This is a genomic window from Bradyrhizobium sp. Pha-3 (genome assembly GCF_042258325.1).
GTDB lineage: Bacteria > Pseudomonadota > Alphaproteobacteria > Rhizobiales > Xanthobacteraceae > Bradyrhizobium > Bradyrhizobium elkanii.
This window is the reverse complement of the sequence record NZ_CP170151.1, coordinates 2209438-2235045: the sequence shown is the minus strand read 5'-3', so window position 1 is coordinate 2235045 and position 25608 is coordinate 2209438. Positions and strand designations below refer to the sequence as shown.

Annotated in this window: 22 protein-coding genes and 4 pseudogenes; 10 read left to right on the top strand and 16 right to left on the bottom strand. The window is 59.7% G+C overall.

What is annotated here, in order from left to right:
* Window positions 1–45: 45 nt before the first annotated feature.
* The 5 genes from ACE10X_RS10605 to ACE10X_RS10585 all read right to left on the bottom strand — a co-directional run bounded on the left by ACE10X_RS10605 (window position 46) and on the right by ACE10X_RS10585 (window position 4153).
* Complete coding sequence (locus ACE10X_RS10605) at window positions 46–573, bottom strand: IS3 family transposase (RefSeq protein ID WP_304498924.1); 528 nt, start codon at window positions 571–573, stop codon at window positions 46–48.
* Window positions 574–606: 33 nt separating this feature from the next.
* A complete protein-coding gene (locus ACE10X_RS10600) occupies window positions 607–1974 on the bottom strand; it encodes an IS110 family transposase (protein ID WP_018273530.1) in 1368 nt (455 codons plus the stop codon).
* A gap of 200 nt (window positions 1975–2174) precedes the next feature.
* Window positions 2175–2489, bottom strand: a complete 315-nt coding sequence (locus ACE10X_RS10595) for a transposase (protein WP_304498925.1) — start codon at window positions 2487–2489, stop codon at window positions 2175–2177.
* A gap of 27 nt (window positions 2490–2516) precedes the next feature.
* Window positions 2517–2666, bottom strand: coding sequence for a hypothetical protein (locus tag ACE10X_RS10590; protein WP_375764577.1), 150 nt, complete (start codon window positions 2664–2666; stop codon window positions 2517–2519).
* A 1310-nt stretch (window positions 2667–3976) separates the two neighbouring features.
* Window positions 3977–4153, bottom strand: a complete 177-nt coding sequence (locus ACE10X_RS10585; protein ID WP_304498926.1) for a hypothetical protein — start codon at window positions 4151–4153, stop codon at window positions 3977–3979.
* Between ACE10X_RS10585 and ACE10X_RS10580 the strand changes: the two are divergent.
* The 6 genes and pseudogenes from ACE10X_RS10580 to ACE10X_RS10555 form a co-directional block, all read left to right on the top strand.
* Window positions 4097–4219, top strand: a pseudogene (locus ACE10X_RS10580) (hypothetical protein); the annotation flags it as partial. The gene ACE10X_RS10585 and the pseudogene ACE10X_RS10580 overlap by 57 nt on opposite strands.
* A 125-nt stretch (window positions 4220–4344) precedes the next feature.
* The gene (locus ACE10X_RS10575) at window positions 4345–4593 is read left to right on the top strand and encodes a S1/P1 nuclease (protein WP_304498927.1); all 249 of its coding nucleotides are present in this window, start codon (window positions 4345–4347) and stop codon (window positions 4591–4593) included.
* Between the two features lie 39 nt (window positions 4594–4632).
* The gene (locus tag ACE10X_RS10570) at window positions 4633–5040 is read left to right on the top strand and encodes a leucine zipper domain-containing protein (RefSeq protein ID WP_304498928.1); all 408 of its coding nucleotides are present in this window, start codon (window positions 4633–4635) and stop codon (window positions 5038–5040) included.
* Entirely contained in the window at window positions 5037–5543 is a 507-nt protein-coding gene (locus ACE10X_RS10565; RefSeq protein ID WP_304498929.1) for an IS3 family transposase, read from the top strand. Before ACE10X_RS10570 ends, ACE10X_RS10565 begins: the two co-directional genes overlap by 4 nt.
* 539 nt (window positions 5544–6082) lie before the next feature.
* Window positions 6083–7612, top strand: a complete 1530-nt coding sequence (ltrA, locus tag ACE10X_RS10560; protein WP_369525562.1) for a group II intron reverse transcriptase/maturase — start codon at window positions 6083–6085, stop codon at window positions 7610–7612.
* Between the two features lie 109 nt (window positions 7613–7721).
* Window positions 7722–8192 (top strand): IS3 family transposase, encoded by a 471-nt coding sequence (locus ACE10X_RS10555; RefSeq protein WP_304498922.1) that lies wholly within the window; start codon window positions 7722–7724, stop codon window positions 8190–8192.
* A gap of 1131 nt (window positions 8193–9323) precedes the next feature.
* Here ACE10X_RS10555 and ACE10X_RS10550 read toward each other — a convergent pair.
* From ACE10X_RS10550 to istA, 3 genes and pseudogenes are all read right to left on the bottom strand, one after another.
* Window positions 9324–9407, bottom strand: a pseudogene (locus ACE10X_RS10550) (ATP-binding protein); the annotation flags it as partial.
* A 626-nt stretch (window positions 9408–10033) separates the two neighbouring features.
* Window positions 10034–10801: an IS21-like element helper ATPase IstB gene (gene istB / locus ACE10X_RS10545; protein ID WP_038379283.1), complete on the bottom strand. Its 768-nt coding sequence runs from the start codon at window positions 10799–10801 to the stop codon at window positions 10034–10036.
* Entirely contained in the window at window positions 10779–12548 is a 1770-nt protein-coding gene (gene istA / locus ACE10X_RS10540) for an IS21 family transposase (RefSeq protein ID WP_375764576.1), read from the bottom strand. The genes istB and istA overlap by 23 nt, the downstream gene beginning before the upstream one ends.
* Before the next feature lie 396 nt (window positions 12549–12944).
* Here istA and ACE10X_RS10535 point away from each other — a divergent pair, with 396 nt between their 5' ends.
* The gene (locus ACE10X_RS10535; RefSeq protein ID WP_168859419.1) at window positions 12945–13784 is read left to right on the top strand and encodes an IS5 family transposase; all 840 of its coding nucleotides are present in this window, start codon (window positions 12945–12947) and stop codon (window positions 13782–13784) included.
* Window positions 13785–13943: 159 nt separating this feature from the next.
* Here the strand turns inward: ACE10X_RS10535 and ACE10X_RS10530 are convergent.
* From ACE10X_RS10530 to ACE10X_RS10515, 4 genes and pseudogenes are all read right to left on the bottom strand, one after another.
* Window positions 13944–14258, bottom strand: a pseudogene (locus ACE10X_RS10530) (lysine 2,3-aminomutase); the annotation flags it as partial.
* 603 nt (window positions 14259–14861) lie between these two features.
* Window positions 14862–15749 (bottom strand): TauD/TfdA family dioxygenase, encoded by an 888-nt coding sequence (locus tag ACE10X_RS10525; RefSeq protein WP_304498921.1) that lies wholly within the window; start codon window positions 15747–15749, stop codon window positions 14862–14864.
* A 163-nt stretch (window positions 15750–15912) separates the two neighbouring features.
* Window positions 15913–16125, bottom strand: coding sequence for a hypothetical protein (locus tag ACE10X_RS10520; protein WP_304498920.1), 213 nt, complete (start codon window positions 16123–16125; stop codon window positions 15913–15915).
* A 391-nt stretch (window positions 16126–16516) separates the two neighbouring features.
* On the bottom strand, window positions 16517–16876 hold the full coding sequence (locus tag ACE10X_RS10515; RefSeq protein ID WP_369525581.1) for a UPF0149 family protein: 360 nt from the start codon (window positions 16874–16876) through the stop codon (window positions 16517–16519).
* Between ACE10X_RS10515 and ACE10X_RS10510 the strand changes: the two genes are divergently transcribed.
* A complete protein-coding gene (locus tag ACE10X_RS10510; RefSeq protein WP_304500465.1) occupies window positions 16854–17117 on the top strand; it encodes a hypothetical protein in 264 nt (87 codons plus the stop codon). The two genes, ACE10X_RS10515 and ACE10X_RS10510, sit on opposite strands and share 23 nt — an antisense overlap.
* A gap of 29 nt (window positions 17118–17146) precedes the next feature.
* Here the strand turns inward: ACE10X_RS10510 and ACE10X_RS10505 are convergent, their stop codons facing one another.
* Genes ACE10X_RS10505 through ACE10X_RS10495 form a run of 3 tightly spaced genes read right to left on the bottom strand, consistent with a single transcriptional unit; the run spans window position 17147 to window position 19598 of the window.
* On the bottom strand, window positions 17147–18724 hold the full coding sequence (locus tag ACE10X_RS10505) for an IS66 family transposase (RefSeq protein ID WP_375764180.1): 1578 nt from the start codon (window positions 18722–18724) through the stop codon (window positions 17147–17149).
* Window positions 18725–18774: 50 nt separating this feature from the next.
* Window positions 18775–19128 (bottom strand): IS66 family insertion sequence element accessory protein TnpB, encoded by a 354-nt coding sequence (gene tnpB / locus ACE10X_RS10500; protein WP_304498919.1) that lies wholly within the window; start codon window positions 19126–19128, stop codon window positions 18775–18777.
* Complete coding sequence (locus tag ACE10X_RS10495; protein ID WP_375764179.1) at window positions 19125–19598, bottom strand: transposase; 474 nt, start codon at window positions 19596–19598, stop codon at window positions 19125–19127. The genes tnpB and ACE10X_RS10495 overlap by 4 nt, the downstream gene beginning before the upstream one ends.
* Before the next feature lie 1054 nt (window positions 19599–20652).
* Here ACE10X_RS10495 and ACE10X_RS10490 point away from each other — a divergent pair.
* Window positions 20653–22150, top strand: a pseudogene (locus ACE10X_RS10490) (ISNCY family transposase).
* Window positions 22151–22374: 224 nt separating this feature from the next.
* Window positions 22375–22575, top strand: coding sequence for a hypothetical protein (locus ACE10X_RS10485; protein WP_304498918.1), 201 nt, complete (start codon window positions 22375–22377; stop codon window positions 22573–22575).
* A 1137-nt stretch (window positions 22576–23712) separates the two neighbouring features.
* On the opposite strand, the gene ACE10X_RS10480 is transcribed toward ACE10X_RS10485, so the two are convergent.
* Window positions 23713–25608, bottom strand: a complete 1896-nt coding sequence (locus ACE10X_RS10480; protein WP_375764178.1) for a di-heme-cytochrome C peroxidase — start codon at window positions 25606–25608, stop codon at window positions 23713–23715.

The following is a 25608-nucleotide window of genomic DNA, read 5'->3' as shown; positions in this document are numbered from 1 at the left end:
TCCCCTTTACCTGCGGGCTACGTCACCCTGCCAGTTGACGACAGGTCACCGCCGCTTGGGCTCATGTCCCCTCACAGCAGGGAACAAGTCACTTTTTTTCAGTCCTCCTTTCTCTTTTGCATTCCAGTCATACGCTTCCCCAACTGTGGGGCGAGGCGCACTGTAGGTGATGTCGGCGAGCCAGACCCGATTCGGAGCAGGCGCCGTGAAGTCGCGCATGATCAGGTTCGGTGCGATCGGCAGGTCATGACGGCTGTCGGTGGTGCGAACCCGGCGTGGTGGCGCCATGATGGCTCGGATGCCATGCCGCTGCATCATCCGCTCGATCCGGCCACGGCTGGTGCCGCGTCCCTGCGACGTCAGAGCGGCATGGATTCGCGGACTGCCATAGCGCCCGCCACTGTTCTGATAGACCTGCCGGACCTCAGCCAGCAGCGTGGCATTGGCTTGTGTCCGTTCACTCACCGGGCGCGTGCGCCAAGCGTAATAGCCGGCCGGCGAGACCTCGAGCACCTCACACATCAGACGAACCGGATACATGTTGCGGTGATCCTCGATGAAGCGGAAGCTCATGTCCGGGTTCCGGCAAAGATCGCGATCGACTTCCTAAGAAACAGCCACCTCAGGGCCGCAGGGAACAGCTTGCAAAACGAAGCCCAGCGATTTGGCGCGCCGCTTCAGATTGGCGAGGACGCGGCTACGATATTGTTCCTCATAGTGGTCGGCACCCGGATCTTTGTAGGATATGCCGTGCCGGAGGGTGTTGTAGAACAGGACCGCAATTTTGCGGGCGGTCGCCGTCACGGCCTTCGCTTTACCCGCACGAGAGGACAACCGACGATAAAATGCGCCGAGCGCCGTATCGCTCCGTCCGATGGTGGTGGCCGCCAGCCGCAACAGCGCAGCTGCCCGACTGGATGATCTCCGAGTACGCGAAGAGAGCACCTTGCCGCCCGAGATTTTGTTGCCCGGTGCCAGGCACAGCCAGGAGGTGAAGTGCTTGGCGGTCGGCCAAGCCCTCAAATCGGTGCCGCACTCGCCAATGAGCTTCAATGCAAGTGATGGACCTAGCCCATGGATCTCGGTCAGATCGACGCCGAGGACGCCGTATAGAGCGGCCCTCACATCGAACGATGGCGTATTGACCTGCTTGGTCTTCACCCGCGGTCTGGGGAGCTTGCCGACTGGCTTGGCCCCTTTGTCCGTCAGCGCCGTTATCAAGGATTCCAGCTTGCGATCGCAGTCGAGCATCTTGGCCTGGTAGGTGTCATAGAGTTCCAGCGACTGGGTGAGCGCGAAGACGTGTTCATCCCGATCATTGCCCACCAGTGCGGCGCGGATCGTCTCAATTGAGGAATGGCAGCGTACATCACGGTAGGTCGCCAACACGTCGGGATTGCGTTCGCCCGCGACAATCGCTCGGATAATCCGCATCCCGGTCGCACCGGTGATGTCAGAGACAACGTGATGAAGTTGCAGATTCATCTCCATCAGGGCCTTTTGCATGTGCTGGATGTGAGCGGCTGCGTATTCCACTAGCCGCTCGCGCTGACGCAGATAAGCCCGCAGGGTTGCGATCTCGGCATCAGGGCGGAAGCTCCCGCGCAACAGACCATAGGAATGGAGCTGGCGCAGCCATGCGGCATCGCTGACGTCTGTCTTGCGCCCAGGCACGTTCTTGGCGTAACGCGCATTGACCAAAATGACCTCGAACCCGCGCTGCTCGAGAATCTCGTAGGCTGGGATCCAATAGACCCCGGTGGATTCCATCGCGACGCTAGTCACGCCGCAGGCTTTGAACCAGTCTGCCAAATCATGCAGGTCCTGCGTAAATGTGCCGAACGCACGTACCGGAGTGTCGGTGCAGATCGGGTCGACCGCTGCCATGTGTATTTTTGATCCAATGTCGATGGCGGCTGCGCCAACATTGACGGGATTCAATTCCGGGCGGTCACCGGTCGTCCTCTTGGGCATCGCAAATCCTCCATCCGATTGTGGGCAGGAGGGTCTGGGCTATGCCAATCGTCATCTTCCTAATCGGGATCGCCGCAGGAACGGCGTCACCACTCTCAAGTTCGCATGCACCCATGGACCACGTTTTTTAACGGGGACTAGTGCCTCCAATAAGCTGACGGCCGCTACCCTCCGAGATACGAGGATAGCACGGGCTGTTTCTACCGCGCGCAGGCGGGCAACGGCCCGTGACAGTTTTTTAAAATGTCGCGCTCCATGCGTAGCCGTTCGTTCTCCTGGCGCAGCCGGGCGATCTCCGCAGCCTGGTCCGCCGACATCGGCGTCGCCTGCGTGGTGGGGCGCCACGCCGCCGATGTCGGCTCCTGCCGGACCTTGTCTACCCAGCGTCGCAGCACCGAATCGCGCAGACCGAGTTCCTTGGCCACCGACGGGACCGAGCGACCGCTCGACATCACGAGCTCAACGGCTTGGCGCTTATAGTCCTCCGTGAATGACCGACGTTCACGACCTTGCATTCGACACCTCCTGGCTCTCCGAGCCTACTACAGGTGTCCACTCATTCGGAGGAGGTTCAGCGCCTTTCGGATCTCCGGCTCAATCAGGATGAGGCCGGGGACTTTAAACCCGGCCAGGCGTCCTCGGGCAAAGTCTCGGACACTTTGTAGGTTCACCTTTGCGTCCTGATGCCGCACAATAGCTGCGACGACGTCAGCGCCTAGTCGCTCGTGGGGGATAGGGAAAACAGCGGCTTCAATCAACAGCCGGGTAGCTCAGCAAGGCGCCCTCTACTCGGCCGGGGCGACCTTCCGCCCGCCCTTGTGGATGATCTCCTTGATGCGCCCGGCGATGAAGGGATACCCGTCCGCGTCCAGGTATCCGAGGTCGCCGGCGCGGAACCAGCCGTCCTGAAATGCGGACGCGGTAGGGCGGCGTCATTGTCTTACCCCCTCGTTATTGAGGCATCGCAGCGCGACCTCTTCACGTTCGCCGGATGGCAAGCGACGGCCCTGTCCAGTATCGCGATCTCGGGGCCGGTCGGCCGACTGAACCGCGCTTTCGCCGCTGCAATCGGTCGTGAGCCTCAAGCTCCAATGCGACGCCAATATTATAAGCCGACACGCAGACGCTCGCATGGGTCAGAGGAACCGTTGTGAGCTGCGACGTACTGCCGGATGTCATCGGGATGAACGCGTCGTCAGCACTTGACGCAAGCTCATCGTCAGGCATCCGTTGCGTTACCCGATCGACAACACTGAAAGCGCTGGCCCCTGGTCTGGCCGCATCTATACCTCGATCCGGACAGGCCCTGGATTCGTCCGGCGGACCGGCAGGCCGAATTCAAGTCGAGTGCGTCAATAGCGCGGCCAAGTGCAATTCGTCGAAATACCGCCGGTATTCATCACAGATGAACTCGGGATTTAGGTGTATAATTTAGGTGTATACATAAGGGGCCGTCATTTTGCGCGAATGGCGGCCCCGTTACTTCAGGACCCGCGAGTACTCCGGCTGCACCGCTAGGCGGTATGCAATGAACTTGTCGCCGCAGAAGTGTTCAAGTGTGGTGTCGCAAACAGGGCAGCGATATTCACCCCTGGTCCCGGGCTCTGATATCAGTTCGATGCGCCGGAATCCGGCCCCGCAGCTAGGGCACGTTACATCGTTCTTCCGCATCAGATCACCCGGGCAGAATTCCTCGGACGTAGTGCCGCGCGGAATGCACTGGCCCCCAACGCGGCGTTCTTCCCCGAGGACGTTGAATTTGAGATTTTACAACCGAATTGCAGTTTTAATTGGAATACGGCTCTTCGTACGGTCCGTACATTGAGCCTGCTCGAAATGTGCTGATCGACCAGCTAATCCGGAAGGCTGCGGATTGACATTCACGCAATCTTTGCGAGAGTTTGATTGCGCTGTGAGCACTTCTCAGGGTCTCTCGAATTTCCAATCTTCATTGTTCTGCCAGCAATTTGAGGAATTAATTATGATACGAGTGGCGACGAGCTTAGCCATCATCGCCTGTGGCGCAGTTTTCAACTGTTTGAACGTAAGTCGCGCACTCGCTTGGGGCGACGAAGGCCATGAGGTGGTAGCTCTGGTGGCGCAGTCTTTTCTGGATGAGGATGTGCGCAAGCGGGTGAATGCCCTTCTGGCCGTCGATACCGATCCGCTCACCGCTCATGACATTGCGTCGGCAGCTACGTGGGCGGCCAAGTACCGGGATGCGAATGTGAACAATTCACGCGAGCGGACGCGGCAGTGGCACTTTGTCGATATTGAGATCACCGCCCCAAATTTTGACGAAGCCTGTTTCAATCATCCGCCGGTGCCCAACGGCACACCCGCTTCTGATGGGGCGGCGGCCGATTGTGTGTGGTCGACAAGAGTCAGCAGTTTGCGGCGGAACTTGCCAATCCCGCGACAGATGTCGAGGAGCAGGTCGCCGCGCTCAAATTCTTGCTTCACTTCGTCGGCGACGTGCACCAACCGCTACACAGCTCTGACGATCATGATCGCGGCGGCAACGCCAAGCGGGTTTCGGCGACCGGACTTAGCGCCGGCAATCTTCACCATTTCTGGGACACCGAGTTTGTGGACCAGTGGAATGCCCCCCAAAAGTGAGACACGGGAAATTAGGGACAGTTCTCTAGGGGAGAACGTATGTCCAAGAAGGCCCGTGTGTTCAGTCGAGGATTTAAGCTGATGGTCGTCCGCCGAATGCTGGTGGGCGAAAATGTGGCGGCGTTGGCGCGAGAAGTGAAGGTCCTGCGCAAGGATCTCTACATTTGGCGCGATCGCTTCCGGTCTGGCGGTGCGCAGGCTTTGCGGGGTTGCGGCCGACCACCGAAGGCGTCGGCAGCGGTTGACCAGCCTGGGGAGCTGCAACCGGATGTGCCAGCGGCCGAACTTGATCGTGCCCGCGCCCGGACGGCCGAGCTTGAGCGCAAGATCGGCCAACAGCAGGTCGAACTCGATTTTTTTCGGCAAGCCTTGCGGCAGGTCAAGGGAGCACGCCGGCGGAACGCCGGGCCTGGCGTGACGGGGTCTACACGGTCATCCAGGCGATGACGCCCGCACTGTCGCAAGGCGAACTCACGATCGAGCGGATGTGTGCCCTCGCTGGCGTCAGCCGAGCCGGTTACTACCGTCATTGGCGAGCCTCGGCACCGCGGGCGGAAGAGGCTGGGGTTCGAGATGCGATCCAGCGTCTGGCGCTGATGAACAAGCACTACGGCTATCGCCGGATCGCCGCGCAAATGCGCCGTGAAGGATGGAACGTGAACCACAAGCGCGTGCTCCGTCTGATGCGCGAGGACAATCTGCTGTGCCTGCGGAAGCAATCGTTTGCTCCCGTCACGACGGACTCGCGCCATGGTTGGCGGGTGGTGGCGAACCTGGCACGCAACATGGCGCCGAGCGGCCCGGACCAGCTGTGGGTCGCGGATATTACCTATAGTGCGCCTCGCCCCACAGTTGGGGAAGCGTATGACTGGAATGCAAAAGAGAAAGGAGGACTGAAAAAAAGTGACTTGTTCCCTGCTGTGAGGGGACATGAGCCCAAGCGGCGGTGACCTGTCGTCAACTGGCAGGGTGACGTAGCCCGCAGGTAAAGGGGATTGAGGCGAAGCCGTTAAGCCGAGATGGTCCCCGAGGCTGAAGTATTGGAAGGTTGAGAAACACGAACCGGTTCACCCGCATCTGAGGGCTGAAATGTCGCCTCCGCCTACACGGCTTAATAGGTGGAATGCTGATGATGTCGCCGGACAGATATGACGGCCGGCATCCGAACGCGAGCCCAGATGTAAGGACGCTCGCGAGGGGTCATGGGGAGAACGCAGCCAGACCATGGCATCGGCATCGACTTGCGGAAAGCAAGGGAAAAGACTGCGACCGGCAGCCTCACCAATACAACGACGTCCAGCATATGAACGAGGGAAGGCATGATGGAATGCCCACGATGCTTAGCGTCGCAAGGGAGTTGACCCTGATGTCCACCATGCTGGCGGAGTTTCCGTAGTAGTCCGCGGTAGGGAAAGCCTGCCACATGGCGAAGGGGAACAGTTCGAACTGCTTGGAGTGCAAACTACCTGACCGAATGAGGTGAAGACCTTTGATAATCAGTGAAATGCAGCACAAGATCGCGACATGGGCCGAGAGCGATCCGAACCGAAGGTTCGATCGCTTCCTTCGGCTGATTGCCAACCGGGAATGGCTTGCCGAGGCCGCTCGGATTGTTCTGGCGTCAAGTGGCGCACGAACACCGGGCATTGACGGAATAGATAAGCAACGATTGCAGGTCAGATTGGATCAGCATCTGGATGACCTGCGGAAAAGCCTGCTGGACGAGAGTTATCGCCCCCAGCCGGTGAAGCGAATCTATATCCCGAAAACCAATGGCAAGCTACGCCCACTGGGTATTCCGACTCTGACGGATCGCATCGTCCAACGAGCCATGCTCATGGCCATGGAGCCAATCTGGGAAAGCGACTTCCATCGCCTATCCTATGGCTTCCGGCCTGAACGGAGCGTGCACCATGCCGTCCGCACCGTGAAGATACAGCTCCAGGATGGAGCCGACATGACGAGGGGCCGCTGGATCATCGAAGGTGATCTGGCAAGCTACTTCGACACGGTCCATCACCGGCTGCTTATCAAATGTGTGCGGCGACGAGTGCAGGATGGGCGGTTTGTTGATCTTCTCTGGCGGTTCCTGAAGGCAGGTCACATTGACCGTGACCTGTTTACAGCCTCCAGCGAGGGTGTTCCGCAAGGTGGCGTGCTGTCACCGCTCTTGTCCAACATCATGCTCCATGAGTTTGATGCGTGGCTGGAGGCAAAATACCTGAGCGACAAGGCTCGCAAGGACCGCTGGGCATGGAACTTCGGCATCAAGCTGGGCCGCCCTATTACGGTTCGAGAGAACCGGCAATGGAAGCCGGCGGTTGCATATTGCCGATACGCTGACGACTTTGTCGTCATCGTAAAAGGGACCAAAGCTCAAGCAGAGGAAATCCGCGAAGAATGCCGCGCCTTTCTGGAAGGCAAGCTGAAATTGACGCTGAATATGGAGAAAACCCATATCACCCACGTCAATGACGGCTTCGTCTTTCTGGGGCATAGGATCATTCGCAAGCGAGGGTCGCACGGGCGCATGTCCGTCGTCACAACGATACCCAAGGAAAAGGCGAAGGGGTTTGTTCGCAGGCTCACTGAAGCCCTTTCCGGCAATCATAGTGTCAGCACGGTCGACATGATCGCTGGCCTGAACCGTCAACTGGCGGGATGGGCAGCGTTCTACAAGTTCACCGACTTCACCGCGTACGTATTCCGGCGCATCGACCATGTCGTATTCTGGAAAATGGCGCATTGGCTGGGGCACAAATACCGATCTCGCATCAAACCTTTGATGCGGAAATGGTACCGACCCCCGGAACCGGGCAAGGCGAAAACCTGGCTCGTGTTTGGTCGGCATGAACGCGGCGCGCCGCACGGAAAAGCACTTTACCGGCTTGTTTCAAGCCCGAAGGCGCAGTTCCGGTGGCGCAATCCGGAGGAAAATCCCTACATCTTCCGAAAAGAAACCCGCAGCACTGTCACCTCGCACTATCATGATGTTGCTATGGCCATGGGCCAAGCTTGAACAGAGAGCCGTATGCGCTGAAAGGTGCACGTACGGTTCGGGGAGGAGAAGCGCGCTCGCGCTTCTTACTCCACTCCGGCTTCAGGAGGAGTTCGCGTATCTGGCGATCGTGCTCGATGCCTTCAGCCGGCGCGTGGTTGGCTGGGCTCTGGACACCCATCTGCAGGCAAGCTTGGCCATTGCCGCGCTGGTCATGGCACTTCGGGAACGCAGGCCTGCTCCCGGCAGCCTGATCCACCACTCCGATCGGGGCATCCAATACGCGTGCGATGACTACACCAAACTGCTGGACGTCCATGATATCCAGCTCAGCATGAGCCGTATCGGCAACCCTTACGACAATGCCCGGGCGGAGAGCTTTATGAAGACGCTCAAGCGTGAGGAGGTCGATGGGGGCATCTACCGAAATGCAAGTCACGCTCGCCGAGCGATCGGCACCTTCATCGAGCAGGTCTACAACCAGCAACGACTACACTCGGCACTGGCCTATCGACCACCGGCCGAGTTCGAGGCAAACTTGCCGTCACGGGCGGCTGCCGCGCAGCAGCCGCCCGTGACGGTCATCGCAACCGGTCCCTGATTCCTTGTCTCACATCAGGGGTGCGTTCCACCAGCTGGGCCCCGATTCTCGAACCATCGCCTCCGATCTCATCGGCCACATCACGAAGGAACAGCAAGCGCAATGGCAAGCTGGAAAGCCTGACGATTGGGCCAAAGAAGCGTTCGCACTGTCAAAAGGATGACGTGTATGGCCAGCTTCCAATGCCCAACGCGCGTGGAAGCTTTCGGTTGACAGATGACTACGTGACAACGGCAACAAATGACGTCGCAATCCAGCTGAGTAAGGCCGGTGTGCGGCTAGCGATGATCCTGAACCAAGCACTGCGCAAACCATAGGAGTGCCCGAGGTGGGCAGGTGGCGGGGATTCGCCGAATGCAGACGCGCTCAACTGGGCCGAAATCTGCCCACAATCCGCCTGGACGCGGATTTCCCGGATAATATTTTTGATCTCTTTGCTTTGCGCCGTGCCGGGAATCTGTATGCGGCGATTGGTTACGCGCAAGATGTGTGACTTCTGTTGAAGGGAATTCAGTGCCCTTTGCAAAATGGTTTGTTGCTATCGCTCTTTGTTTTTGGCCTTCGAGCGCCCTGCGCGGGCAGAGGATAAAGAGTTCGTTCTGCGTGGCCCCAGACGTCTCTCTCGGAGTTTCCGCCGGACGTTCTAAGGAGGCCGCCCGCGGATTTGAACGAGAGTCAGTATGCGGAGTGGCTAAAGGCGCAGCCCGCACTGATCCTAGATGGAACGTCACTCCGTATTGGTCGGCCAGGCGCCGCGGTTTTCCGAACTTGGTCCTCTACGGCTAGCATATCGATTATGCTGCGGCACTCCACCCGTTTGCCATGCACCAGGTCGCCGACCGAGATCGAGATGTTTATAGCGCGAAAGAGGAGCCGCGAGATGAGGCCGAGCAGCCCGCGACCACGCTCGACCACGATATGGTTGGTTTAGAGGACCGTGCTCTTTATCCGATAATGTTCGATGCACTTAATTTCAGTCGGCTCGATCTCAGCGAGCACGTCGAGCCTAAAGATCACTTTTGCGTCATGACGAACTGCCCCCACCCTCGGGTTCATGATCGGTTGAAGGTGGGCCCCGCCGAGGATGGGACGGAGGGAGGCGGAGCCGACTGGAGGGCCGTCACCGGCGGGCTGCTGGATGAGGCCGCTCTTTCGCTTGGCGCGGAGCCGATAGCTGTCGCCGCGGATGGTCAGCACGTGGCTGTGGTGCAGGAGCCAGCAGTTGGGCTCTGTAAGATGCTGTCGGTTGGGTAGCTCGCCTCTAGCGCAGCCGTTGTGCGCCTCCCGTCAATTGCCGACGACACTACCATTTATTCCCGCCTTGCGACGTATTCGAGGCGCTGAGAAATGACTTCAACCGCGTATGACACGGAGCGATGTTGACCACAAAGGCCGACATTGTCGAACATCATCAAGGAATTGCGAAATGGTACGGCCCGCAGGGGCGACCGCCGGACGCGTCTTTCGCTGCATTCAAGATCTGCTTGCCAAGCATACGCAAAATGCGCTTGAGCGCCACGCCATTCCGGTCCCCGCACGCCTTCCGATGACGTATTTCGCGTTGTGGACCAAGGCAAACGAAGTCGTTTTCGGGCTGCGGAAGATCGGCGTGCGCCGAACCGACAGGGGCGCGGTGGTTTGTCGGGCGGAGCAGAGGCTGCAGTAGCGGCAATCACGGTTGCAGCGGGCGCGGTTAGCCACTTGAAATGCCTCTTAACTGAAGTAGGCCGCAGCTATGCCGAAGGTTATGGCAAAGCTACTTTGCCCCGCGGGTCACTTCAAATTCCCCCGGGTGGGGTCAGTCAAACTCCTCCACCCCAAGGCAGGACAGAAGTGGATTGTTAGTTTGACATTGTTTCTCGGGCAAGGGCTTCGGCGGCCTCTTTGAGGCGATAGCTTCGTCCATCGAACTCGAGCAGGTGGCAGTGGTGCATCAGGCGATCGAGGATCGTCGAGCTCATGGTGTTGTCGCCCAGATATGTCCCCCAGTCCTGCACGACGCGATTGGAGGTGACGATGACGCTGCGGCGCAGTTTGTAGCGCTGATGGACCATGGTCTGCAGCAAGGCGCCGGCGTCGTCAGGGATGGCGCGGGCGAGGAACAGATCGTCCAGCACGAGGAGATCGCAGTCGATGATGTTTCGTAAGCGGGTCTCGCGCTGCGCGATGGGACTCAGGGCGTGGCGGTGGAAGAAGTCATCGGACTCGAGATACTGGACCTTGTGGCTTTGCAGGATCGCTTGATAGGCAATCGCCTTGGCGATGTGGGATTTCCCGGTGCCAGGTTTGCCGACGAGCAGCGCGTTCTCGCCGGCGGCAATGAACGCCAGGGTGTTGAGCTGGAAGCAAGTTTGGCGCGGCAATTTGGGATTGAAGGACCAGTCGAACTCGGCGAGCGTCAGCTTTTCGTCGAGCCCGGATTGCTGGTATCGGCGCTCGATCAGGCGGGATTGGCGGCGATCCAGTTCGTCCTGCAAGATCAGGGAGAAGGTCTCGAGGAAGGATTGGTTGGCACCCTGCGCCTGCAGCACACGCGTCTGCAGCGTGTCGCGGACGCCCGACAGACGCAGCTGTCGCAGGCAACGCTCAATTTCCGGCATGGTCATCATGTGGTCGGGTCTCCAGTTTGAGGTGAGAAGATGCAGTGGGAGCGCTCGTGGCGCCGGAGCTGGCCGGGGTTGCGCAGGCGACACGAGCGCGGCTGTCGTGAGCACCGGCCTGCCGGGGATTGTCGTCGGCGTCGTGCCGCGCAGCACGGCTGAAGAGATCGCCGTATTCGGCCGGGGAACGGATCAGCGGATGATCCTGGGTGAGCGGCGATGCCGGTCGTGGCGTCGCTCCAACCAGCTCGATCGCCTGTTCGAACAGCCGCTCGACGGTCGCACGCACGTGCTTGTAGCGGTAGATGCGGTTGTCGATGGCGTGCGCGCAGGCCTGCTCGACCAACCGCGCCGGATACTTCCGGCTCAGCCCGACAATGCCCCACATCGCGCGCTGTCCGGGGCGCCCTTCGGTGTCGAACATCTGCTGGCACAGCGCCCTGGTCTGCGGCCCGATGCGCTCGGCGCTCGCCAGCAGCACGGCGGTTTGCCGCGACGGATTGAACGGCCGTTCGCTGGTCGGCAGGACGACAGAACCGGAGTGCGTCATCCGGGGATGAACACGCAGCAGCGCATGGGTGTGACGATCACGGATCTCGATCGTGGAGGCGTAGATCCGCACCACGACCTGACTGCCGATGGGCGCAGGCCGCGCGGCGTAATAGCTGCTATCAACACGCACGGTGGTATCGTCGCAGACGGTCCGAACGACCTCGGTGAAGATGCGGAAGGCAGCCACTGGCAACGGCCGTAGGTGTGGCTTCTCCTCCTGGAACATCGCCTCGACCTGACGACGCGTGCTGCCGTGGATGCGCTTGGAGGCCCAATTCTCCTCCCAGTGCCTCAAGAACTCGTTCTGGGCTTCCAGTGTCTCGAAGCGCCGTCCGGCCAGCGCGGTGCTCTGGGTATGCTGAATCGCGTTCTCGACGCATCCTTTCCGATTGGGATCGGCCACCCGCGCGGGATCGGCGACCACGGCGTAATGAGCCAGCATCGCGCTGTAAATGGGGTTGAGCTGGGGCTCGTACAAATCCGGCTTGAGAACGCCTTCCTTCAGGTTGTCGAGCACGACATAGCTGGGGACCCCGCCAAAATACCGGAACGCCTCTTCGTGAAGCTGCGCCCAGACTCGCTGGCTGGATTGCCAAACCACCCGCCGGAAGCTGCGCCGCGAGTAGCGCAGCGTCATCACGAACAGGCGGGGACGGCGGTAGCGGCCGCTCTTCGGATCAACCGTCGGCGCGCCCTCACCATAGTCGACCTGGGCCTCCTCGCCGGGGAGGAACTCAAGGCGATCAAACTGCTCGGGGTCGCTGTGCCGCAACCGGCGCACAAACCGCTTGACGCTCTGGTAGCTGGACGGAAAGCCAAATTGATCGACCAGGTCCTGGTAAATCGCCTGCGCATTCCGCTTCAGGCGGACCTGTTCTTCGATCCACGTCCGATGCGCTTCGCAAGCCGAACGGGCCAGGCTGCTGGTGACCGTCGCTTCCGATGCCCCAAAAGCCGGTGGTCGGGGTGGAGGAATTTGGCCGTCCACGCTCACCGGGCCGGTGGTCACTTCCCCGGGGGAATTTGCCTCCGCACCAGCCCGCAGCGCCCGGTAACGCCGGATCGTCTTGCGATCGACCCCCGTCAGTCTGTGGATCTCGCGCTGGCTGGCGTTGCGATCGAGTAGTGTAAATGCCGTGCTTTGCAGGTGTGGCTTCAAGACGTTCAACTCCCCGGTCCCTTGCTGGCTAAAGGGACCGAAAATAAACGTCCTGCCTGACCGGCTACCGCTGTTCAGCGCTGACGGCGATCATCAGGTGGGGGAGTTTCAGGTGACCATACCCGGGGGATTTTGACCGACCCGCGGGGCTTTGCGGTTTTGTGACATTTAGCAACGCCCCCTCAGTCGGCGCCTGGAAGCAGTTCCTATAAAGCACTGCAGTTGCTTGAGGAGCGCTTCCGTTCTGCGCTCGGCGGCGCACCTCTTCGGCAGCGACCGATGTAATGTCGTCCAGAGCACGAGACGTCCAGACTTCTAGCGTCGTTCTCTGACCATGGGGATAGAGGCCAATCAAGGCCTCAGAGGCTGACCGGAAATTAAAGTTGGGTGATTTCAGCAGGTTGTGATTCTTCGAGGTGTTCGAAGCCATCGGAGAAGCAGATGACCTGGACCGAAATCACCCGCTGTCAGCATGACAGACGAGCGCTGCGCTATGCAAGCGATTGTACGGATGCGGAATGGGCCTTGATCGAGCTGTTGATGCCAGGGCGGAGCAAGGTGGGTCGACCGCGCAAGACCTGCATGCGATCGGTATGGGATGCGATCCAGTACATTGCGACGACGGGATGCCAATGGGCGCTTTTGCCGAAGGATTTTCCTCCCTTTACGACGGTCCAGTACTATTTTTATGGCCTGCGCGACAGCGGGGTGTTGGACTTGATCAATGACGCCTTGGTTGAAATCGCGCGCAGGCTTGCTGGACGGGAGCCGCAACCAACGGCGGCGATCATCGACAGTCAATCGGTCAAGACGACCGAGAGCGGTGGGCCGCGCGGCTTTGATGCGGGCAAGAAGATCAAAGGTCGCAAGCGTCATATCGTCACCGACACACAAGGAAATTTGCTGAGCGCCATCGTGCACCCGGCCAATGTTCAGGATCGGGACGGTGCGCCGACCGTCGTCACTTTGGCGTGTGCGAGCTACCCGACTATTGCGCACTTGTTTGCTGACGGCGGCTACGCCGGCGAAAAGCTTGAGAACGCGCTCCGGAGAATCGACGGGCCCACTATTCAAATTGTCAAACGCCCGGATGAGGCAAAAGGCTTCGTTGTTGTTGCCCGACGCTGGGTCGTCGAACGAACGTTGGCATGGCTTAACCGCTGCCGACGTCTTGCCAAGGATTGGGAGGCCTCCGTCACCTCGGCTGAAGCATGGCTCCTTATTGCGTCAACTCGACAACTGGTCCGCCGCATCGCCAGATCGGCCAACGTCAAGTCATGAATTTTGAGTCAGACTCTCATGTTAAGTCTCTTCGAGTAGTGAGGTGGCTCGCCCTGCACTGCGCGACCGAGGTTCGCCTGGGGCATCGCCGCTCCGATGACCGCCGCCGGCGCGCTGCAATCGCGCGAGTTTGTAATCAGCATTGCACGGTGTTAGATATCAGTGTTTTGGCAAATCGTCCAACCAACGGGCAGCCTCGACGTAAGGCCGCGAAACGATCTGCGCGATCTTCTTGGGAACTTTGCTTTGGTGGTATTGCATGTACACGCGGCCGTCGTCTCCCAAACGCAGTATTTCGATACTTCCTGTGTAATGAGACATGATGTATTTGAACGTCTTCTCGATGCCACTAAGGCGCTGGTTGACACTGCGCGCAATCTCTATTCCCCGTCGGAGCGCAACCTGGAAATGGGATGCGCCCTTCACCGACCTCGCTTGAAAGAGGTAGTAAGGGCGCACTTCGATGTCGTGGCATACCTATCTGGTGTGATGAGGACTACCAGACTGGAGAGTTGAGAGAGGCACTCTCCTAGCCGCCAGATACCGGCGCGCCGAGGATCGCGGCGCGGTGGCGGAGCTAAATCGTTGCCATTAGTTGACCGCGCAGCACGCCGAAGGTATGCGACAAGCGCGCGCAAGCTTTGCTGCGCGTACAAACACGATCGCCGCCAGGTGAGGTGAACCCATCCCCGATTGCGAAGGACACTTTTTGAGACGCGCTCATCGATGATCAGAGCACGGTTCTTGCGGGCCCCACATTCATGAGGTTCTTCAGTGTGCCAGGGCGCTTTTGGGAAGCGCCTCGCGCCGCCGCCAGGCTCGACCGCTCCATCTTTTCACTGCCCAGCACAGATAGCCTCGGAACAGTCGGCTCGCACTGTGCGGCGTTCTCTGACACGAGAATGGCGGAGCTGCTCGCGCCTTCTCGGTAATCTAAGCAACCAGATCGCCCGCGCCGACCGCGCAATTCTGGCAGGATTGCAACAAACCTGAAAGGTTCGCTACTGACCGACACCAGATGGGCCCATTTGGCCTTGAACTGCGAGGGTCTTTACGAAATCCGACCTACCGCCTTTGCTAGGCAGCCTCAGCGGCCCGTGATTTCAGCCTTCTTGTGTGCGGTAAGCCCGCGTCAACCGTAAGCCGGTCGATGGCCCAATGAGGATTGCCGATTTCATTGATGGGATACCGCTCGGTCGCGCGATTGTCCCAGATTGCAACGTCGCTTGATTTCCAGTTCCAGCACAGAGTGTTCTCCGGCGCAGTGAGGTAGGATTGCAGGAGTTCGAACAATCTTTGGCTGGGATAGCGCTGCAGGCCGACAAAGCTCTGCACGGAACGACCAAGCGCGAGCATGCGTTCGCCGGTCTCGGGATGAACGCGAACGATCGGATGTGTCGTTTCGTAGATCGTTCCGGTGAATACGTCGTCCAGCGCCCTGTTGTCGGTTTGCGTGCCGCCTTCCGCCATAGTGTAGTCGAATGCGGCGCAGCGCACAGCCCAGAGGCTATCGGCAAGCATCCGCAGAGCCTCCGGAAGGTCAAGATAAGCCGCCGCAGTGCTCGACCAGGCGATGTCACCGCCAAAAGGCGGGATCGCTGCACCTCGCAGCACTGAGATTTTCGGGTGGCCGGCATTGAAGACATCGTCGTCGTTCATCTGGTCGAGGTGGCGGCAGGCGCGATCAGCGAGCGTTTCCCGGATCGTCGAGCCTCCCCTTGTGTTCACCATTCTAGGATGCGGTATCAGCGAGCCAAGCCGGAAAGCAAAACGCTGTTGCTCGGCATCATCGAGATGCCCCTGATTACGGAAGAAGATGACCTTATGCTCGAGCAGAAGCTGCTTAATGACGGTGACGACCTCGTCTGACAAACCGTCCGATAGCACAATGTTCTTGATCTCGGCGCCAAGCCGGTCCGCATGCCTGACGATGTCTGCTCGCGGAATGACGTTATCAACAATCATTGTGCTACTCATGACGGCGCCTCTCTCTGTGGATGTCGAAAACAAAGCCCCCGATTGGTGATGATGCCGGACGAGCAACGTGACGAGCCATCTTGATGGCTCGCATCCGAATTGCCTGATCCACGCCGCCCAACGAGCCAAGCAGGATTTCGGATATGCACCATCATCTTATGGTCTGACTTCTTGAGCGCGCGGAGGCATCCAGTGCGGATTCGATCGAAGAACATATCAACGCCATCGGATCGATTTTCCGATTGATCATCGACCTGGCTTTAACACCGCAGATCATAAAGCCAATCCATGTCCAGTCCATGAAACGAAACCAGCTTTCTTTACTGATCTTGAGCAACCCTTGCTCACCGCCAAACGTGGCCATGGAAGATCTTTCATGATGGTGTGATAAGCCCACCCAAGCGATCCTCATGCGGCTGCATGACGAATGAACGAACCGCAACTATTTGGCTCTGCACTCGCCAAGGCACTCACGACCTCACATTGCATATATCTATAGGACAGCTTGGGCGAGTATACAAGCCATTGTTCACCGCTTTGAATTGTTCAAAACACGCGCTTTTCACCAGCTTGTCAGGTCAAGCTCTTTGCCCAAGGTGCGCGAAACTCGAACGGTGCAACCGCCATCGCGGTTTAACAACGGGCTCAATCCCACCATTTGCAATCTGCGTTGCTCGACCGAGGCTTGGGCAGACCGGCCGTGACTTACGCCTTAGCTCTATCGTAACCGGAATGAGCATCCACGTCGGCGGTGATCAGCGCGCGCGAGCGTAGCGTGTCGGCATCCAATACTGGCGCATGGCCTCGACGACGGCTGGGATGTCGGCGTGGGCGTTGCGCAGGAACTCCTCGGTCTCGCGGCCTTTCCTTGGCGGTCCAAGCAGTGGACGGCCTTGATCGTCGACGCAATGCAGCAGGATGGGCAGGAGCAAGCCGTGGTTTATGTTGCGGATGTCGAGCAGCGGGGCCCAGGCCGATAGTCTCAGCCGCATGGCGGCATGGAATCCCAGGCACCACGGCCGCGCATCAACGTCGCCATTCGGCTTGCGGGCATGGGTCGGTGCGAACCGATGTGGAGCGGTGGAAAGAACGTTGCTGATGTCGTTGTGGCGCAGCGCGACGGCCGAAATCGCGGCGAACTCCGGCGTGCCGCCGTGGTTGAATGCGTCGGCGCCGATGGCGAGTAGCGGGCAGATCCAGTCCGGCGGGCCCGATCGACACCGGTCCGGCCACGATCGCGGCGACGTAGCCGTCGAGCACGGCAAGACTTGTAGCGACGGGATTCTGCTCGGCGCGAGCCTGCAGCCAATGCTCGAGTTCGTCGAGCGGCATCGCGGCTGCCGCCATCGATGGTGAAGAGGACGAAGACGAACGGCGCCGCCGGCTCATGCAGCGGCCTGTGCGCTGAGCTCGCGGGCCGCCTTCCAGTTCCAGGCGAGAAGTTCGTGCAACTGGTGGCTCCTGGTCTGACCGGAGACGATGCGCTCCAGCACATCGACCAGATAGGTCTGCGGATCGACTTCGTGGAGCTTTGCCGTATTGACCAGGGATGAAAGAATTGCCCAGCTCTCGGCGCCGCCCTCGCTGCCGCTGAACAATGAGTTCCGCCTTCCCATTGCAATCGGGCGCATCGAACGCTCGACGGTGTTGCTGTCGACCTCGACGCGGCCGTCGCGAAGAAACAGCGTCAGTCCGTCCCAATGATTGAGCGTATAGTTGATGGCCTCCGTCAGCTTCGACTGGGAGAACAGCTGGTCGAGCATCGAGGCCAGCCGCGCCTTCAGCTCCTCCATCAACGGAGCGGTCCTGGTGCGGCGGACGGCAAGCCGTTGTTCGGCACTCGAGCCGCGGATCTCGGCCTCGATGGCGTAGACCACCTGCAGGCGCTCGATCACCTCGCGGGCGAACGGCGACTGCATTGTCTTGTACACCTCGACGAATTTGCGTCGGGCATGGGCGAGACAAAAAGCCAGCTGGATCACGCCGCCATGACCGCGGGCAAGCGCCTTGTAGGCGGCATAGCCATCCACCTGCAGGATGCCCGAGAAGCCGGTCAGCTGCCCGGCGATCTCTTTGGTGCCGCGGCCATCGGCAAATACGTAGGCAACCGCCGGCGGGGATGGGCCGCCCCATGGGCGATCATCCATCGCATGCGCCCAGAACTGGCAGATACGGGTGCGATGTCGTCCGGGATCGAGCACCGGCATCGGCGTCTCATCGCAGAACAGCCGCGGCGAAGCCTGGATCGTCCGCAGTTGGAGCTCATAAAGGCTTTTGAGCCACCATGCTGCACGCTTCACCCAGCCGGCGAGCGTCGCGCGGTCGAGATGAATGCCCTGGCCGGCCACGATCTGCACCTGGCGGTACAGCGGCAGATACCAGGCGAACTTCGAGACCACCACGTGCGCCACGAGTGCCGTCGATGCCATGCCACCCTCGATCAGGCGCGGCAGCACCTTGGCCTGGACCACGCCGTCGGTGCAGCCGCGGCAGGCGTATTTGGGGCGGATCGTACGCAGTACCCGCAGGATCGCCGGGATGACGTCCAGCACTTCGCTGATGTCTTCGCCGATCCGGTGCAGAACGCCCTGGCAGCACGGGCACGCCGTCGCGTCCGGCTCGAGCACCTGCTCGCAGCGCGGCAAATGCGTAGGCAGCGCGCCGATGTTGCGCCTTGCCTTCTTGCGCGGCTTGCCAGCCGGCTTCGTCGCAGGCACATGGTCATTGGCCGGCGCAGGCGGTGTGACGCCGGTCGCGAGATCATCCAGTTCGAGCGCGAGCTGTTCGTCCACGATCGCCGCCAACCGCTCCGAGCGCTTGCCGAAGATCATCTCCTTCAGCGTCTGCATCGCCACACGCAGCTTCTCGTTCTCGGCATCAAGCGCGAGCACCATCTCGGTCAGAGCCGCTGCGTCGGTCAGAGCCGCTGCGTCGGTCGGAAGAGCTTCGGAGCGAATCGCCATGATCGAACGATACATCCACGCATCATAGGCTCCAGCAAAATCTTCGCTTCTCAGCCGACAACGGTCGGCCGCTTCACAGGCTCAGGTGAAACACGCGTCCACTGAAGGCCGTCGAGCAGCATCGCGAGTTGTGTGGCACTCAGATACACGACGCCGTCGCGGACCGGCGGCCAGGTGAAGTGTCCCTGGTGCAACCACTTCGTCACCAGCACCATGCCGCTGCCGTCCCACGCCAAAAGCTTCACTCGGTCCGCGCGTTTGCTGCGGAACACGAAGACGTCGCCGCAATATGGGTTTGCGCGCAATGCTTCGCTCACCAGCGCCGACAGCGTGTGCACCGATTTGCGAAAGTCGACCGGCTGTGCTGCCAGCACCACCTTGAGGTCAGACCGTAATGCAATCAACGAACGCTCCAAAGCGCCGATAACACCGTCGAAAGTGTCGCCAACTCAACTCCGGGCTCGACCCGGATACATGCCCCTCTCACCTCGATCTCGATCATCCCGCCAGGCTTGCCTGGGGGCGGCGTCATCTGCGGCGGCACTTCATGCGCAGACGCCAGCCGGTCCGGCTCGTCTGCCGTCGCCGGACCGCTCTCGGAAGTGATCCGGACCGGCACGAAGCCTGGCGCCCGAAAGCTCGCTGCCGTCGCGAACTTGCGCCGCCACACCGTCAGCAGCCCACGGACAACGCCATGGCGCCGGGCGACCTCGGAAATATTGACCCCTTCCTCGAAGCTCTCCGCCACGATCCGAGCCTTCTCCTCCGCCGTCCACTGCCGTCGCCGACGCTGCCCCGTGATCACCTCGATCCGACGATAGGAGCCGCCTTCCTGCCTGGCATCAAGCATGGCTTCATGCATGGCATCTGCCATAGCCCACCTCCAAAAAACAGTTCATGCCAGGATCTATCGCAGTTCAGTCGCGCGATGCCCAGGTGGCGGGCTCATGCCGGTTACGCTCTATCCGAATGGCTTCGCCGCGGATTACCGCTGGGGCTAGAACGATAAGGCTACGCAGGAACACCGTGTGCCCCAACGAGCGTCAAACCGGACTCGCCGCGGTATTCGCTTCGGGATCACGGTTAAGCTGGGACGGAACTGGTCCTTCACCTGACGAGACTCAGCGTCGTCCAATTCTCGCCGTGTGGAGCGAATGTGCGGCCGAGCTCTCCGACTTTATCGAGTGGGACCAAAACAATGCAGCGCTGGGTCAGTCAGGATTGAAAACCGCGAATTGGCTGCGCTCTTTTTGTCCTCTCCGCCCCATTGGCAGGTTCGAATGCTCAAGAAAGCCAGATAGGATCACAAGCTAGGACCCGTTATTCTTAATCGACGTGTCGCCTTCTCTCGATCTAAAACTGCAGCGCGCGTGAGCATGTCACACATGTGAAATGGATGCATGTTTTCCGAGAAGATGAGGAAAGAATGCACCCGCGGCGCAACAACGCGGCCCAGACGGCTGAGCTATGGCGCAAGATGCGTCACGCACAACAGAGTCCCCTAACAGACGAGGGTTCGTCACAAGGCAGAACGACAAGCTTACATGTGCGGACGAAGGCGCTTGTAAGCACCGCGCAGTGCTTGTCCCGCCCCTCCTCGTCGCACAGGCCCTGATCTCGTAACCGCGCCAGGCGATGAGCCCTTCTCATGGGGAGCATAATGAAACCACCTCGCTAAGCAGAATAGCAGGCGTCGAAACACAATTCGTTCGAGAGCGTTCGTAAAGTCCCTCATAAAATTGAGTGGCGCCCATTCGTGGATGGCTGCGACGACGGTGGAGCATTTTTCGCCAGGTTATAGCGCGACAATCAGGATGAGAGCGCGCATTGCCTCGCCTTAATTGTTACCGGATGCTGAGCCGTTGCCTCACGTAAATTGCTCCCCTGGATCGGGAACGAGCGGGGGCGCAGATGGGGTGTTGCTGAGCATGGCAACGCGGAAGGAACTGGCGGCGGCGGCAGGCGTGCGCTATCGACGTTCGGATCGCGCCAAGAAAGTGCGGATATTGGACGAGTTCGTCGACATCACCGGATTCCATCGCCAGCATGCGATGCGTCTACTTCGAGGCCAGGAAGACGTATGCCCAGGCCGACGGGCGCGACGTCGGATCTATAATGAGGCAGAACACAACGCGCTCTTGCTCCTTTGGGAAGCGTCAGACCGGATCTGCGGGAAGCGGTTGAAGGCGTTAATGCCTGCGCTGATTGAGGCGATGGAACGGCACGGCCACCTCGACCTTGCCCCTGAGATCCGCGACAAACTTTTGGCGATGAGCGCTGCGACGATCGATCGCGCATTGGTGCGGGTCCGAGAACAATTAGGTCGCAAGTGCCGACGGCACACAGCGCATTCCCTGCGTCGCAGTGTTCCAATACGGACGTCGGCAGATTGGAATGATCCTGCGCCGGGGTTCGTCGAGGCTGACCTTGTAGCGCATAGCGGTCCATCTGCGCGCGGCAGCTTCATCCAGACCCTGGTGCTCACGGACATTGCTACCGGCTGGACAGAGTGCGCTCCTCTGATCGTGCGCGAACAGATGCTGTTGAGCACGGTGCTGACGGAATTGCGCAAACATTTGCCTTTTGCGCTGCTCGGCCTCGATACCGACAATGATACCGTGTTCATGAACGAGACGCTGAAAGCCTACTGCGAGGCGGGCAACATTGTCTTCACGCGTTGCCGTCCCTACCGGAAGAATGACCAGGCGTTCGTCGAGCAGAAGAACGGCGCGTCGTGCGCAGGATGGTTGGCTATCGTCGGTTCGAAGGCCTGGAAGCGGCCGAGCTGCTGGCCGAACTCTATCGATCAGCGCGGCTGTTCGTAAACTTCTTCCAACCCTCCTTCAAACTGATAGCCAAGCAACGCGACGGTGCTCGTGTGCGCAAGACATACAGCGCGCCGGCAACACCTCACCAGCGCCTGACCGCGGACTCCGCACGCCTGATGCGGTCCGCCAGCATCTCAAAGAAATCTATGCCGCTCTCGATCCGGTCGCGTTGTTGCGCGACATCCGCGACGCGCAGGAGCGCCTCGCGGCTCTCGCGGATATCCAACCAATCACCCATCCTGCGGCGGCATCGCAATCGATCGATCGCTTCCTGGCAAGCCTGCGCACGGCCTGGAAGGATGGACCCATGCGACCGACGGATCGGCCAATCGTGAAGGCGAAAAGAGGCCGACGTCGTCCCGACCCGCTCCTCCGGGCAACGCCAGATTTGCGAAAATGGTTTGAAGCCGAGCCCTGGCGAACTGGCAGCGAACTCCTCTCGCGCTTGCAGGTGGAATATCCTGGAGTCTATCCGAACAAGCTTCTTCGAACCCTTCAACGTCGGCTGAAATCCTGGCGCAGCGAGCAAGCGAATGCGCTGCTGTTCGCTCCTAGCGAAAAACTGCTGCCAGGGTATGAGGTCACAACACCCCAATGACGTGCGAGGTGCCAGCGGAGGAGGCCGGGCGCTCCGAAACCCCGGCCATCTCCGCACCCGGCCTCCTCCTCAACCCAAGCCAGGAGCAAAATAAATGAGGCGACCGATCGCACCCGGGAGCATCAATATGTGAGGCAATACGGAGTCTCACCCTGATCGCCGCCGCGCACCAGGTGTCCGGAAATCCGCGTAATTTGGTTTCGAGCCACCACAGCGCTGGCGCAGTGAGTGCCAAGATCCCGATTTCGGTCGATGTGACAGTTTGCGACCGCATTGATATCGATCCGATCGTCAGGGCAGATCTTGTCGCTTTTGAGCCTCCTGGCGTGCATCCGTGCTATCTCAATCGGGCCAAAATAGTCATGCTCGCACTGGAGCTGGTCGTCTATCTGCTTGCAAGCCGCCCACGCTCTTCGCGGGCTTGACTGGTCAATTGCCGATGTACGCCGTGCCGTTTCAGGAGGCCGGCATGTTGTAGCGTTATGACTCCCCTTACGGGGATGCCACGCCATTTCGCCGCAAGCTCAGCTGTTTCGGATTCGCGTCCATAACGGCGCGCTCGCTGAATGCTTCCAGTTTCCAGGCACGTTGCCGATGGATCCGGATCGACGTGCTTAATCCTGTTTGGCGGAGCCGGCAGGTTCGGCGGCGCCGCCACTTTCGGCCGAATACCGGGGAGACCCTTGCTGAACCCACATTGTCGGGACGCTGATCAACGCGTTCTGTCCGACTTGCCGGAGAACTTCGACGGACTTCTCGCCTCGAGTGGCGGCTTCCAGAATTTTGGAAGCGACGTGCGTTCGAGTGCCGGTCTCGTGAGGAGACAGCCCTTTGCAAACCTCATCCAGAACTCGACGGAGACGGGCAGTTGTTTCGGAGTCGAGCATACACGGCCTTCACTGGAGCGGCGCAATGACTACGCTGCAAGCGCGACTTTCACGACACGAACATTATCAGCCGGCGATGTGAACCGCGAAAGAGGTGGCTTTCCAACTCACTTAAGGTTGCGCGATCATACAGCAGACAACGCCGCGTGTCATCACCCGCTGATGTCTCTAGCAGGGCTGCCGGCATTTCGGAGAAGTTGTTCGACAGGCTAACAGGGTCTCCTCCTGGTACCAAGCAGGTCTTCGCGATTTAAGATGTCCGCTCGCAGCACGTTATCGTCCAGCTATACTACGTCGTGAGCCCCTAAAGCTTTCTCCATGCGCAAATGCTCGGCGTGCGCGATCAGTTCACGTTACATGTCAGCGCATTCTGCGCTAAGCTGAAGCACTTGCCGCGTTAGCCGCACGGAAGAAGCATCAAGGCTCTACGCCCGGCGGCCACAGGCCAGCCTTCCTTGATTGAACGGTCAAGCCAAGCCCCTTGCGGACTTTCCTGGCGATCCAATCGGAGCCGGCGCCGTTATCTGATCTGCAGAATGAAGTTCAGCAGTTCCCTTGCGGGACACTGAGTGAGATCCTCAATACATGCATGAGTCCACGTCGAGAGTATTCCTCCCAAACTTCGGCCTGCCCTGTATCCTGATTACACGCCTTAGTGTCCAGACCAAAGATTCCCTACAGCGTCTTCAAATACTCAAGCAGTGCCCGCCGTTCGGCGTCGGTCAATTCCGGACCGATGATCCCGGGCGGCAGCTTCGTTATATCGGCTTTCTTGCCCTCAAAAGAATGCCCGCGATTGCTGTTCCCAAGCAGCGACACGTTGAAGTCTGTCAGGCCGGCGGCGCAGGCGTCATTCGCTCGCAGTTTCGTAACAAGCCCGACGTTAACAGGATCGAACTTGCGGCCACCGACGCAGAATGAGCTCGGCCGCTGGCCTTGAGGCAATAACATGTCCTTCAGCGTCGGCACCGATCCGTTGTGCAGATACGGGGCCGTTGCCCAAACACCGTCGAGCGGACGTGCCCGGTATTGCGGTTCAAGAGCAAGGAGATCTTCCTCCTTGCCGTTACGGCTCGCCCGCGCTCCGACATATACCCGTTGGTTTTGACAGTTCTTCCGCGGCCCCCACATCTGCTGCTTGGCTTTTTCGGAAGAGTCGTTCGCCAGGTTCCATTGATCGATCGTCTTGCCAACCACGTCCATCAGTGCGAGCACAAATAGCGGATCTGCCGACCGGTCGGCTGGAAGACCGCAGCCCCAGGCCTTGTTCAGATCGTCGACTGGATTGAGAGCGAGCGACTGGGGTAAGTGAACCCGCCGCGTCGTTAGGACATTGGATTGCTGACGATCGGTGCCGATTGCGTTCACTGGCAGCTGAACGACATTGAAATAGTGGCGTCCACCGATCTCGACCCAGTTCTTCTCGCCCTTGGCAGAGCGATCCGGATTCTCCGCCTTCCAAAACGAATCTTCCGGCCACTTTGCGTCGAATGCGCCATCATTGACCGGTCCTCGGTGGCATTCAAAGCAATGCGAGCGATAGAGATCGCGACCTTTTTCCACGAGGGTTTCGTCAATGGTCCAGGCCGGATCGCCTCGGAATCTTTCCTGCGCGTCCTTCCATCGCGGCGCGACAAGCCCGCTGAATTTTCTGCCGCTTGCCTCGCCTGACGAAAAGGGATCGGTTCCACGCAAGAGCTCCTCGAAGCGCGCGATGTCCGACAGATGGATGGACGATTCAAAAAGCGGCCGCCCGGGCGCGGACGCCCTCATATTGATTTTCGCGCTGACGCCGAGCGCCTCGCCGGAATTGCGAACAAGCTCGTTGAGAACAGAGGCGTCATACTGCGCCCAAAGGAAGTACGGCGTGTCCCAGATGGGCGGAAAGCTCACCGGGGCGTCATTGCGCGCGAAGTTGCCCTTGAGGAGAGGATCGGGGAGTTCTCCGGTCACGGGATCGAGGAAATTGGTATAGAAAACCTGGTTGCCGATCCGGTTCAACGCGTCCAGGCGGCCAAAACCCTCGTCGAGATTGCTGACGCCTTGCCCCGTCAAAAGGTTGTCGCTTGCGGTTTTTTGCTTCTTGATCTTCTGAAGTGCGAGTTCCAGGTCGCTTCGAAGCTTCTTGTGGTCGATGCTTCGACCTTCGATCTTTTCAAGGCGGCTGGCGAAGCGTTCGAAGCGCCACGGCAAGATCAACGTGTAGCCGATCGACAGCCCGATGACCCGTTCGACCTCGCCGAGATTGACCATCGCCGGTCCACCATCGTAGCGGATACTGACATTCTTGTACTCGACATGACCGGTATGACAGGCGGCGCAGGTCAGCCCGATCTGATCTTCATAGATGGCTCCCGTCGTCGGATCGATGCCCCCCCTCAGGATTGCAAAGCCGACAGGCAAACCCTCTGGATTGTCAGGCGTGCTCGGCGTCCAAGTTGAGCTCCCGTCCTTTGACGCATCATCGTGATAGCCGTAGGCGGGCGCCTTCCGGGCAAAGTCCTTTGAGCTCGGACTTGAGATGAAACCAAGACGTCGCAGATAGTCGTCGTCCGTTAGAGTCTGACTCAA